The sequence below is a fragment of the Neptuniibacter sp. QD34_54 genome (genome assembly GCF_047778055.1).
In the GTDB taxonomy this organism is placed as follows: Bacteria; Pseudomonadota; Gammaproteobacteria; order Pseudomonadales; family Balneatricaceae; genus Neptuniibacter.
On the sequence record NZ_CP180546.1, the window covers coordinates 3,809,430 to 3,821,940 of the forward strand.

10 protein-coding genes are annotated in these 12,511 nt (G+C 45.3%); 1 reads left to right on the forward strand and 9 read right to left on the reverse strand.

The window, feature by feature from the left end; all coding sequences use genetic code 11:
* Positions 1-7: 7 nt before the first annotated feature.
* The 9 genes from ACMXYP_RS17560 to ACMXYP_RS17600 form a co-directional block, all read right to left on the reverse strand.
* On the reverse strand, positions 8-4,735 hold the full coding sequence (locus tag ACMXYP_RS17560) for a response regulator (RefSeq protein WP_415882922.1): 4,728 nt from the start codon (positions 4,733-4,735) through the stop codon (positions 8-10).
* 21 nt (positions 4,736-4,756) lie between these two features.
* Complete coding sequence (locus ACMXYP_RS17565) at positions 4,757-6,874, reverse strand: methyl-accepting chemotaxis protein (protein ID WP_415882923.1); 2,118 nt, start codon at positions 6,872-6,874, stop codon at positions 4,757-4,759.
* A 21-nt stretch (positions 6,875-6,895) separates the two neighbouring features.
* Positions 6,896-7,375, reverse strand: coding sequence for a chemotaxis protein CheW (locus ACMXYP_RS17570; protein ID WP_415882924.1), 480 nt, complete (start codon positions 7,373-7,375; stop codon positions 6,896-6,898).
* 10 nt (positions 7,376-7,385) lie between these two features.
* Positions 7,386-7,745: a response regulator gene (locus tag ACMXYP_RS17575; RefSeq protein WP_415882925.1), complete on the reverse strand. Its 360-nt coding sequence runs from the start codon at positions 7,743-7,745 to the stop codon at positions 7,386-7,388.
* A 17-nt stretch (positions 7,746-7,762) separates the two neighbouring features.
* Positions 7,763-8,569 (reverse strand): response regulator, encoded by an 807-nt coding sequence (locus tag ACMXYP_RS17580; RefSeq protein WP_415882926.1) that lies wholly within the window; start codon positions 8,567-8,569, stop codon positions 7,763-7,765.
* Between the two features lie 430 nt (positions 8,570-8,999).
* Positions 9,000-9,428, reverse strand: a complete 429-nt coding sequence (locus ACMXYP_RS17585; protein WP_415882927.1) for a hypothetical protein — start codon at positions 9,426-9,428, stop codon at positions 9,000-9,002.
* Positions 9,428-9,697, reverse strand: a complete 270-nt coding sequence (locus ACMXYP_RS17590) for a hypothetical protein (protein WP_415882928.1) — start codon at positions 9,695-9,697, stop codon at positions 9,428-9,430. The genes ACMXYP_RS17585 and ACMXYP_RS17590 overlap by 1 nt, the downstream gene beginning before the upstream one ends.
* Before the next feature lie 3 nt (positions 9,698-9,700).
* Complete coding sequence (locus tag ACMXYP_RS17595) at positions 9,701-10,297, reverse strand: YjaG family protein (RefSeq protein WP_415882929.1); 597 nt, start codon at positions 10,295-10,297, stop codon at positions 9,701-9,703.
* Positions 10,298-10,367: 70 nt separating this feature from the next.
* Entirely contained in the window at positions 10,368-11,450 is a 1,083-nt protein-coding gene (locus ACMXYP_RS17600; protein ID WP_415882930.1) for a TRAP transporter substrate-binding protein, read from the reverse strand.
* A gap of 144 nt (positions 11,451-11,594) precedes the next feature.
* Between ACMXYP_RS17600 and ACMXYP_RS17605 the strand changes: the two genes are divergently transcribed.
* On the forward strand, positions 11,595-12,488 hold the full coding sequence (locus tag ACMXYP_RS17605; RefSeq protein WP_415882931.1) for an SIS domain-containing protein: 894 nt from the start codon (positions 11,595-11,597) through the stop codon (positions 12,486-12,488).
* Positions 12,489-12,511: the final 23 nt, after the last annotated feature.

Here is a 12,511-nt window from a genome sequence, read left to right on the forward strand (position 1 = left end):
CTCCTTTTTAGACGCAAGCTTCAGCTAATAAGCTCTCCACCTGATCTAACAAATGGTTTTCTGACCATGGTTTGGTCAGATACACATCGACTCCTGCATCCGTTGCCTCTAATCTATGTTTATCAGTCGATCGCGAGGTGATCATTATCACTGGGATATGAGCCGTTTCTTCACGGTTTTTCAATATGGTGGAAAGTTCAACGCCCCCCATACGAGGCATCTCCATATCAGTCAGAATTAAATCAGGCTGGCGCTTACGCACCTGATTCAACGCATCCAAACCGTCTATCGCCGTCATCACTTCATAACCGGTGTCTTTCAACAAGGTCTCAAGAGATTTCCGCGCACTCAATGAATCATCCACAACCAATAAGCGTGGAAGCTCCAAATCTATATCACTGTCAATCAGCACTGGCTGATCGGACAATGTTGTACGTTGATGTCGAATACGTGCTGGTAAATCGACGATTGGCGCCGCTTCACCGTTGGCAAGAATAGTAAGGCCCGGAATACCTGGAAGATCCGGTACATATTCGCCCATCTGTTTAAAGGCCAGTTCTCGGTGAGCGATGATCTCTTTGACCAAAACAGCCACTCGTTCACCTTGTGCCATATTAACAATCAATACTGGGTGTACGGCACCCGGCTCAAGATAGAGATGCTTACGTTGATGCAGAAGGTTTTCCAGCATAAATACTGGATAGCTCTCACCTTCGTGGATAAAGGAAAGCTCCTCTTCGGTTTCTTGGAACTGGCCATCCAGCGAAATTAAGCTCTGCTCAACACCATGCCCAGATAAAGCAAATACCTGTTTACCACAGCGAACTAGCAAAGTTTTAACCATCAAGGAGCTGGCAGGCATCGCCAAGGTAAAGGCTGTACCTTCACCTGAGGTCGATTGGATATCCAAGGTACCTTGTAGGCGCAAGATCTGCTGATACACCACATCCATACCAATGCCGCGACCGGACAATTGACTAATTTCATCACGAGTTGAGAAACCAGGAATAAGTATGAGTCGGTATACATCATCTGAACTCAATGGCAGATCAGGCTCGATCAATTTCTTATCATGAGCCACTGCTAATACCCGCTGGGTATTGATGCCATCACCGTCATCTTTACAGCTTACTTTGATCTGACCATCGTGGAGGCCGAAACTTAAAGTGATCGTACCCTGCTCAGGCTTACCTCGTTGACGCCTTAAACCTGTACTTTCTAGACCATGATCGACCGCATTTCGAATGATATGCATCAGAGGGTCAGCTAGCTGATTCAAGATATTGCTATCCACCAGCGTATCTTCACCCTGAATAACCAAACGTGCCTCTTTACCGGTAGAACGGCATACTTGTCGCAAGATACGCTGTAAACGTGAAGAGATCGTACTGACTTCGACTTGTCGTGTACTTAAAACATTGTCGAGGGTCTCTTTCTGCAAGCTGGATTGCGCGATATGGAGGGTACTCAAGCTATGGATATGCCCTTCCATCTCCTGAGTTACCTCACGCACGTCTGCTACCGCCTCTTGTACACGAGAGATGGTCGTGTGCATTTCGTTATAGCGGTCCATCTCAAGTGGGTCGAAGTCATCCGCGTTTTCATCCAGGTGAGGCTGTAGATTCATCTGCTCGCTGAACTGTTGCTCCAATTCAAAGAGAACACGCTGCAAGTTACGATGACGCTCACGGTTAGTTCGAGTAAAGCCGCGTAACTGTGTAACCTCTTCATCAAGCTGGGCGTTCAACGTATTTGACTCACCCGCCAAACGGAACAGGGTGTCCAATACCGTACGCGGTACTCGGAAGACCTGGTTTTCTTCTCGAGCGCTGTCTACTGCAGGAGCCTCTGCTTCACTTGCTTGTGGTTTTTCAGTCACATCAGCAGAATCATCAGCACTTGCAACCGCCGGTTCTACAACTGTACGTTCTTGTTCTTTATCAAGGGCGTCCACACCTTCTGTTTTAAGGCGGTAATCCCAATCCATGATCAACTGTAACGTCGAAAGAGCATTGTCAGGCGCGCGCCCGCCTGCAGTGATAGCCTCTGCCATTGCAGCTAAGCAATCAGACGCTTCAAACAGATCATCTTTCAAACTACCTGTAGGCAGCTGATCCTGATCCGCTAAGAATTCCAATACATCTTCTAGGCGGTGAGCCAAGTTAGCCAAGCCCTTGATACCCGCCATATTGGCCAAGCCTTTCAAGGTATGTACCGCACGCTGAGCACTACGTAATGCAGGCTTATGCTCCTGATCCAACAACTGCTGAATACTGTCTAAGTATTCGTCCGACAGCGTCGGTAGTTCGTTGTACAGCATATCCGATAACTGAGGATCGATTTCACCCGACTCATGTAATTCAACATCTTCAGGTTTGGCTTCCTCCCGCACCAGATCATCACTGGTCTGCAGCGAAGCCAGCGCAAACAGATCAGTAATATATTTAGTTTCTTCAGCCGTAGGTCTGCAAGGCAGGGATTCATGACTAAAAGCAGTCAACAGTGCTTGTTGATGTTCTGCAGCACCGAGATCGGAGAAGTAATCCAGTAAGCAGTTAAGGGCGCTATAAACTGCATTAATTTTGTCTTCTAGAAGCGGAATCTGATGTTGCTGTAGATAACTTAGGTTCGCAATTAAGCCTTCAACCAGCACTTTTGCACCATTAAGGTTAATGGTCTGTAGTGCACGAATAACGGTTTCTAGACCATCAATGCTCTCTTCTACCGTTGATGGCTCTATCTCAGTCTGCAACCACTGATCAGATAGCTGCTGGATTGATTGTGACAGCATTGTGACAACCGCAGGATCCACTTGGGCATTCCCCTGCTCCAACACAGCCTGATCAATCTCACAGAAAGCCGGTGCTTCAGGCAGAATTGCGACACTAGCTTCAGCTTCAACCACTAGCTCTTCAACCACTAACTCTTCAACAACATCAGCTTCGTCATCACATGAATCGCTGCTACTAAACTCTTCACGTAATCGCTCTAAATCTTGCGCAAGAAGGGGCTTTAAGAAATCGGTATCTTCAGCCAAAACAGGCTCTGACCAACCGGACTCAACCATCAAATTCAATACAGACTCAACCTGTTGATCATCTGCAGACTCTAATAGATTTTCTATCGCACGATGTAGCTGTTCGACTACCGCTAGGTCTGATAATTCAGGTACTTGCAGTAGTAGCTCTCCGTACAACGCAAGCATGTCAGTAATACCGGTCCAATCATCCTCAGAATAATCATCAATTAACTCGTAGAATTGATCGGAGTGGAGTTCTTCAAAACGATCTAGATCCTCGCCAACCTGCCGTAGCAATGGCAATAATGCTGGCAGTTTATTCGATATGTCACTTTGTGAAGGTTGTGGCAGATCAGCTTCGATCGACGGCTCAAGCAATTCACTTTGAGCGGTGTCATCACATTCAACACCTAATTTCTGACAATCACCCAATAACAGATCGCGAAGAAAACTAGCGTCTTCCTCAGGCACAGGTTCAATCCATGCGGAATCATTCATAAGGGCCAGTAGTGAATCAATATTCTGTTCACTTGGTTGCTCTAACAAACGAATAATCGCACTATTTAGCTTGGTAGCTATGTGAGAACCTTCAAGCTCCCCGAGTTGCTGTAATAGCTCGCCATACAGGGCCAACATATCAGCAATACCTGCCCAATCCTCTTCGGAATAGCGATCAATCAAATCATAGAATTGATCGCTATATTCAGCTTCAAACAGGGCGATATCAACTGCCATTTGTCGCAACAATGGCACAAGTTCAGGCCAACATTGCTCAGCAGATGCAGCTGACTCTATTGGATCAATAGATAGTTCAGGTTCTGTTACAAGTTCTTCCACATCATCAGAGCTCTTCAGCGCAACATCGCCTGCTAAGGTATTAAAATCGCTGCGCAGTAGATCAATCAGGAAGCTAACATCCTCATCAACGACCGGTTCTACCCAAGCTGAGTCTTTCATCAATTCGAGTGCCGGCTCAATCTCTTGAGGGTTTAAGTTCTGTAGAAGGTTGATGAGTGCTGTATTTAATTGCGTCACAATCTGGGCATCTTCCAGCTCATCTATTTGCTGAAGTAGCTCACCGTAAAGCGCCAGCGTATCCGCCACACCGGTCAAATCATCTTCAGAGCAGCGATCAATCAGATCATAGAGGTGATCAGATTGCTCTTCAGAGAGCGTAGATAATGAAACAGCGATAGCTTGTAAAAGCTCAACCAACTCAACCGCAATCGGATGGCTAGGTGATTCTGAATCTGCCTCAGAAGCATTCGACTCATCAACTTCTGCAGTCAGTTCAACCTGTTCAACATCACTTACCTGTGATTGTGATTGTGATTGCAGCTGGCAACCGTCATCTTGTAAAAGTTCGAGTAGGAATTCAGCATCTTCAGCAACTACGGGCTCTGGCCAATCGTCACTTTGCAATAACGTCACTAAGCCTTGCGCGACTTCCTCTGGTGACTGAGAAAACAAGCCCTGCAGTTTGTCAGAAATCTCTGACATAACGGTTTCGGTTTGCTTTAGTTGAGTCTCATCTAAAGACTCCAACAGCTCAGCATACAACGCTAGAAAGTCAGATAGCCCGGTAAGGTTATGCTCACTAAACTGGTCTACGTACTCATACAGCTCGACTACCAGTTCTGTTAGAGGCAGCTCCATTTTCAGGCAAAGCTTCTGCTTCGCTGTCAGCCACTCGATGGCTAGTTTAGGATCAAACATTGATCTCTATCCCACCTATTCTCAGGATGAAGCGAGTTTAAATACACTAACTGATTTCTGAAGCTCGTCGGCCGCGTCTACCAGCTCATCGGATAGCTGAGCCTGCTGCTTCATTTCGGCGTTGGTCGCTTGAGTGGTTTCGTTAATGCTGTTTGCACGGGTACGTAGCTCTTCCGCTACTTTCGCCTGTTTCACCGAGCTGTGTGCGATACGTACTACGGAATCTACCAGAGTCTGAGTAGTGGCACGGGTCTCATCCATACGCTCACCCGCTTCTTCCGCTAGGCGCGTGCCCTCGACTACGTCAGTGATTACGTTGTTGATTACGTTAATAGTATCCGATGTCTCAAGCTGGATATTATTTACTAGAGATTCGATCTCAGAGGTCGCTTCACGGGAGTTCTCCGCAAGACGTTGTACCTCATCTACTACCACCATCAAACCACGACCCGCTTCACCAGCTGACGCCGCGTGCATACTCGCGTTAAGGGATAGTACGTGGGTACGTTCCGAGATGTTGTTGATTAGGTTGACGATACCACCGATCTCTTGAGAACGTTCACCCAAGCGTTTGATACGTTTTTCCGCCTCATGGATGGTCTGGCGGATTTTGTTGATACTGTCGATCGTCTGAGATACTGAGTCCATCGCCGTTTCAGATGTTTTGATCGCTTTCTGAGATGCGTTGTTCGACAGTACGGCCAGTTTAGAGATCAATTCCATTGCACGAATTGCGGAGTCCAAACCGTTCAATGTTTCACTGATCTCCTCTTTCTCTCGTTCCGCATAGCTCAATACCGTTTCGGACTGAGATTTCACCTGAACCGATGCATCATTTACACGGGTGGATACGCTGTTTACTTCCTGCAATACCGATTCGATCGACTCTACCAACTGGTTAATGGAATCAGATACCGCACCCGTTACATCTTCTGCTACAGGTACGCGCACTGTTAGGTCTCGCTGGGAAATCTGGAATACGTTCTGGATCAAAGTAATGATCGAGCTGTTAAGGCGTTGGTTCTCTTGTTCCTTAACTTGAAGTGCGTTCTCTTTCTCATCAAGCATGTTATCCAATACGCTCGATAGCTGACCCAATTCGTCTTGCGTGTCCAAGCCACTTCGTGCTTCGACATCGCCTTCACGTACTTTATCTACCGCTGACTGGATAGTTTTCAGTGGATCGATTACGCCATATTTGATGATGGATAGAGAGATGGCCATCGCCACGATCATCAAGCCGATAGAGATCAAGAAGTAGGTCGCCATCTCAGTGGTATCGTCAGCAATCAACAGATCGTTTTGTACCTTGTAGCTTGCTGCTAGCTCGGTTACTTCATCAATCTTTGGAGCCAGTTTATCGATAATCTCTTGTAGGCTGGCAAACTGAGTTTGTTTACGCTCGATCGCTTCTGCTAGTTCGGTAACCAATAATTCAATCTGCTCGATATTGCCTGAAGCAGACGCTCGGCTATCGGATAGTGATTTAACTTTACTAGAATCCAAGTGGGCCGTTTGGATCTGTCGCTTGATGGTATACAGGTCTGTTTGAATAATATCTAAGTCAACTTCCCGACCATCAGTAGCGATATATTTATCAAGATCGGTTTGCACAACCGACAATTGATCACGAACCCAGTTACGGTTGATCCATAGAACTAGAGGCTCTGTTTGTGAAATAAGGGTACGAATTTCCGCTGCTAAACCTTCGTTCTTGTTTACACCAATCTGAATTGCTGTTTCAGAAGCATCATAGAATACGTCCTGATACTGATCCATAATGACTTGGAACTGTTCAACTAGCTGTTTATCTTTATCGGTCCGTAGGTAAGCTTTAAGGCTCAGGATATCTTGATCCAATTTAGCCATTACATCGTTATAGATAGATAGACGATCCATCTCCTTTGCTACCTGAAAGCTCTTCTCCTGAAAACGCGCCTCAGCAACACTCTCCTGAATGTCTCGTACCAGTAGCAAGAAGCTATTTAGGTTTTGAGAACGTTGTTTTGCTTCCTCTTGCAGAACGATCGTCTGGTAGTAGGATGCACTCATAAAGAACAGACCGGCACAGAGCAATCCTAAAACGATTGCGAACTTAATCGGTATCCGTATGTTCTTAAATTCCCAAAAAGACTGCATAGCTCGCTCACTCCGTACTTTTTAAAACTGTTTCTTCAAGGCTAGGAACAATCGGTGATGATCAATTTCGACCCAGTGCTGGTCTTGATGCTCATATACCTGTCCTGCTGCCTGACTGATAACATCAGGCAGATCTCCACATGCTTGATCCAGTAAAACTGGGTCCGTGATACTCTGAGGTGGTTGGGTCAACAAGACGCCAACGGTCTTCGGATGATCATCGATCAGCAATACCCACGATTGTGGAGCTGTGTTGCCATCTAAGATTTGCAGGTACCTATTCAGATCGTAAACAGGCACCGTTTCGCCACGGTGATTCATAAATCCGGCGAACCAGTCTGGTGTAGATGGGATCGAACAAATTGAGGGGGCTTTCGCTACCTCTGCCCGGGTCAGTTCCGAGATAAGTAGCTGGTAACTACCGATCTCAAAACCATGCCGGATCTGGTGAATGCTAGGCTGATCATCCGTTTTTATATTTGTTGTAAGCTGAGCATCCATCGCGTATTTCTCAAGTTAACGCAGAAATTTGCGCCATTAGTTCTGCATCAGTAAATGGCTTTGAAACCATGGCTGTTGCACCTTGTAACTGTGCCCAAACCTTATCGGCTTCTTCGTTTTTACTCGATACAATCACTACTGGAATATGTTTTGTTGCTTCGTCAGACGTAATCTGACGACAGGCTGAGTAACCATCCATTTCAGGCATGACAATATCCATAAAAATTAGATCTGGATTTTCTGTCTTTGCCTTTTCAAGCCCCTGCTTGCCATCGTTAGCAGCGACTACTTCAACACCGCAAGAAGCCAATACTGTACAAATATGCTTCTGCTGAACCAGGTCATCTTCAACAACCAATACTTTTTTCACTGGATAGCTCCATTAACTTACGCTTTCTGAAATTCATCAACCCAATTGGATACTCGGCCGATCACCTTCTGAAACTCTTCATGCACAATTGGCTTAGTCAGATAAGTGGAACAGCCAGACATAATTCCCTTCACCTCATCCATAGGAGAAGTCTTAGAGGTCAGCATGATAATTGGGGTTTTCTTTAGTTCTGGACGTTTACGCATCTCTGTACAGGCTTCAAACCCATCCATTCCAGGCATAACCACATCCAGAAAAATAAAGTCATAACTATGATCTGTTACGTTCGCGAGTGCTTCTTCACCAGAACCGGCAAAATGCACATTTACTGGTAGGGGTAACTGCTGTAGCTCAGCATTTAATGCCTGTTGCATGACATCGTTATCATCCACCACCAGCACTTGATAACTGGTTCGACCACTTTCAACTGCGGCACTTTCCGTAGGCTCTGGTGCAGTGTATTTACTGAAAGTATCTTCTTTCGGTTCCTGTTTAGCAGTCTCAAGATCCATCTCTTCGTTTTCACGAGTCATCTTATCCAAAGCACGTAAAACACGAGAGGATACCAACGGGTAGCCAAGATGAGCATATTCCTTCGTTTCAGGTTTACCACGGCCGACCAAAATGATGCGAGCATGGTAACTTTGAGGAATATCCGCTAATTCGGGGTATAGAGAGAGGTCAAACCCAAATACGAGCAACAAGTCAGGAAGCTCAGAAAAATCGGGAGTTACCAACGTATAACGAGTCTGTTTAGACAGCTTGAAAATTTTTTCCAGCTTAACTCGCTGATCGTTAGGAAAACCTATTGAACCTATCAGCATATCAGTCCCATACCCTTACAGATGAAATGGGATATGCCAAAAGTCGAGGGGGAGTCGGATGATGAATATCACCCAAATTATCAAAACCGCCCTGAGCTATCCCAGACGAATGCGGGATAATACACGGCGCTTGTTTCACTAATGCTGCAGTATCACAACTAACTCGCTGTGAACCATAATTGCAGTAACACATGACTTCCATAAGCTAGTACTAGCAACTCACAGCATAAAAAATGCAGTTGCCAGTCTCCATCTCTACTCTTGAATTTATTATTTTTATTAGTGACGTCTAAAAAAACGTCCATCTATATACATTACAGATTTTATTAGACGAATAAAACCTCTATGCATTAACAGTGTACGGAGCTTATGTTAGAACTATTTAAATTAAGATAGCAACTAAAAAAAACGGACCTTTTGGTCCGTTTCATTACTTTTCGCTGCAAAATAACTGCTGTTGTCGCATCAGGAGGCGACATCCTTCGCCTCTGACATCCCGACTCCAACAGGCATGACGCGCCCATGATTTATCATCTTCGGTGCGTTCTTCACGGAATTCAGGTACATCCTTACAGAAGTTTTCGCTCGGCGATGCATTGTTTAAGCAAGCCTTTAAAAATTTGCCGTGCTTAATCGTACAACTAAACCCTGAGCATTGATTAAAGCTACTCAACGCTTCTTCTAAACAGGTTTGTTGGTCGGCCTTTTGACCTAATGCCAGCCCTCTTTGCTGAAATTCGTTATTCTGATCTGCAAGCTCCTGATTCCAACCCGGTAACCACTTATCCTGTGTTAACCACGCCACAAAGATGCCCGCTACGAGCAGTAATAGAATTCCCCAAATAATTTTTTTAACCATTAGGCTTCCTTACGTGGACGCCAAAGCAGTCCTTTCATACACATAAATACACCCACAACCGATAGCAACATGCCACCATTCACCACCAATGGATGCCTTACTAATAAAGGCTTGAAAGGGTGTTCCTGCTCAAGATCGCACTCAGCTAGATCATAGTTATATGAACCGCCCTGATCTAAGCATGCATCAACTGCACTTTGATCGACATAGAAAAGGATCATCAAAGCGACTGATGGCAAAATCAGAAGTATTAAACCAATTCGTAGCATGAATTATTCGCTATCACTAATGCCTAGGTTACTGTAACCGTCGTTATGCGCTAGTTCACGTAGCTCTTGCAAGGCATCACGACGTGGTAAGTCATCTTGAATGATCTCTAGGATATCCGCTTGGAAATCATCTTCTTGCAACATCAAGTCGTGTGTATTGATGAATTTAACCAGCTCATCATCAGAGATCTGATCATCCGCGTTTAGCTCAATAAACCCTGCCACAGACTCACGAGACATATTTGCTACAGCAATAACTTCGCTGGCATCTGCGGCGATTACGGTGTTAAGTGTAGAGAACAGTGCGACAACAGCATCCAAAGCTGGTGATGCACCATACATATCAAAATCATCTAGATCAGGCATATTTTCTTCCACCTTATCCAGCTGAACTTCGAAGTTCATTTTTGCACCGGTATTATTCAGGTGATCCCAAACCGCATCCAAAATTTGACGCATTTTGCTGACATCACCAAACTCCATCAAACGTGCAAACAGAGCAAAATTAGGGAACATGCGTTCTGAGACTGCAGCGCAGTAGGCCGCTAACTGCCAATCTTTAAGATCGTAGAACTCTTTGTCAAAGCGCTGATCAGACATCTAATTCACCTGAACTATTGGAAAGTGTTTATTGTACCGGTTTTACGGCTAATTGCAGTGAAATCTGTAGCTATTCTCGCGCGAGCATATAAGCCCGCTCCGAGACATCGTGCCAAGCCATCGCTTGTTGTCTAAAGTTCTCGAATGATTCGTAGATTTTGACCGCTCTGGGATCTTTTTCTAACTCTAGCTGAATCACTTCATGAGACGCTAAACGAAGTTGCTCCAACACCTTATCAGGAAACTGACGTAACTCGACTTTATGCACTTTTAACAACATTTCTAAGGCACGATGATTTTTCGCTGTTAGCTCCGCTAACATCTCTTGATTAGCCACTTTCATGGCATTAGTCACGATCAATTGCAGATCTTTCGGCAACTGGTTCATCGCTTGTTTATTGACGATGCATTCAATGGTTGTACCAGGCTCATGCCAACCGGGGTAGTAGTAATATTTAGCAACTTTATAAAGGCCCAGCGCGACATCGTTGTATGGAGCAGCCCACTCAGCAGCCTCAATTTCCCCCTGTTCAAGCGCTCGAAAGATTTCATCTCCCGATAACAATACCGGCTCCGCACCTAGGCGTTTCACCACCTCCCCGCCTAAGCCGGGAATACGCATTTTTAGACCTTTAAAATCCTCAATGCTGTTAATTTCGCGGTTAAACCAGCCACCCATTTGCACGCCAGTATTACCACACGCAGCTGGAATCAAATCATATTCTGCGTAGAGTTCCTGCCAAAGTTCGAGGCCACGCCCTTGATACAACCAAGCATTCATCTCTTGCGCAGTCATGCCAAAAGGTACCGCCGCAAAAAACTGCGCAGCCCTGACTTTATCTTGCCAATAAAATGCAGCGCCATGCCCCATTTCAGCTTTGCCTTGAGAGACTGTATCAAAGACTTCTGAAGGCGCAACTTTCTCATGGGCACCATAAACAGATATCTGGATACGGCCGCCGCTCATCTCATTGATTAAGTTGGCGAGAAAATTAGCCCCCATGCCAAACCCCGGGAAGTTTTTAGGCCAAGTCGTGACCATACTCCAACGAAATTCAGGAATAAGTGCAGCATTACTAACTTGAGGAGCCGTCGCTAAAGCGGCGGCAATGGGCAGAGAACCTGCTTGCTGAATAAACTTACGACGTTTCACAAATGGAAACCTTATTTATTTTTTAATGAAAATAACATGCGATTTTTCACTCCGCAATTTACGACAAATGGTGATCTGAGCGTCAGAAGGTTGTTATACTTAAAACTGTAGTATTAATTTATAAGTGCTAAGTGAGGTGTAGGGTTGAACTCGTTCAATCTGCTTAAGTCGATTGCGCAAGCGCGTGAAAACTTAAGGAAGTCAGAGCAAAAAGTTGCGGATTATGTTTTAGCTCACGCTAATGAAGTGATCCATATGCGTATTGTTGATCTAGCATCTGAAGCAAATGTCAGCGAACCAACCGTGGTTCGTTTCTGTCGTGCCCTAAGCTACGATGGCTTCCAGGATTTCAAACTCACCTTAGCTCAAGGCTTAGCCAGTAATAATCACTTCGAGCAATTTTCCCTAAACTCAAAAGACACTGTTACTGAGTTTAAAGAAAAGATCTTCGATTCCATGATTGGTAACTTGCTCAATATCAAAGAGCAACTAGATACCACTACGGTTGAACGTGCGATCGCTGCTCTAGCTAAAGCTCGCCGTGTCGAGTTCTATGGCTTTGGTGCATCAGCTCCAGTTTGTACTGACGCCGCGCATAAATTTCACCGTTTGAAAGTATCCAGCACCTCTTATTCGGATCCGCACATGCAAGCTATTTCAGCTGTATCGCTTGATGATCGCGATGTCGTTGTGGCTATCTCTCAGACAGGTCGTACCAAAGATCTATTACATACAGTCAAGCTGGTAAAAGAAACCGGCACAACCGTTATCTCACTCTGCCCAAGTGATACTCCCCTAGCTGATCTTGCGAGCATTCCAATCCATATCGATCTGGAAGAAGATAAAGATCTAAGCACACTGATGTCATCCCGCGTACTCCATCTGGTTGTTATTGATGTACTCGCAGTCGGTGTAGCGATGAAGCTAGGTCCAGGGCTGGTTGATCACCTAAAAACCATAAAACGTAGCCTCAGATCTTTGCGTCAAAACGACAAACGCCCAAGCGCTCGCCCTGCCGATGAAATGGACGAAGATTAAGCTATTTCTGTCACATTTGTGAC

What these genes read in the sequence shown, in the direction of transcription:
- ACMXYP_RS17560 (WP_415882922.1), bottom strand. Translation starts at nt 4,735, where the DNA reads ATGTTTGATCCTAAACTAGCCATCGAGTGGCTGACAGCGAAGCAGAAG.
- ACMXYP_RS17565 (WP_415882923.1), bottom strand. Translation starts at nt 6,874, where the DNA reads ATGCAGTCTTTTTGGGAATTTAAGAACATACGGATACCGATTAAGTTC.
- ACMXYP_RS17570 (WP_415882924.1), bottom strand. Translation starts at nt 7,375, where the DNA reads ATGGATGCTCAGCTTACAACAAATATAAAAACGGATGATCAGCCTAGC.
- ACMXYP_RS17580 (WP_415882926.1), bottom strand. Translation starts at nt 8,569, where the DNA reads ATGCTGATAGGTTCAATAGGTTTTCCTAACGATCAGCGAGTTAAGCTG.
- ACMXYP_RS17585 (WP_415882927.1), bottom strand. Translation starts at nt 9,428, where the DNA reads ATGGTTAAAAAAATTATTTGGGGAATTCTATTACTGCTCGTAGCGGGC.
- ACMXYP_RS17590 (WP_415882928.1), bottom strand. Translation starts at nt 9,697, where the DNA reads ATGCTACGAATTGGTTTAATACTTCTGATTTTGCCATCAGTCGCTTTG.
- ACMXYP_RS17595 (WP_415882929.1), bottom strand. Translation starts at nt 10,297, where the DNA reads ATGTCTGATCAGCGCTTTGACAAAGAGTTCTACGATCTTAAAGATTGG.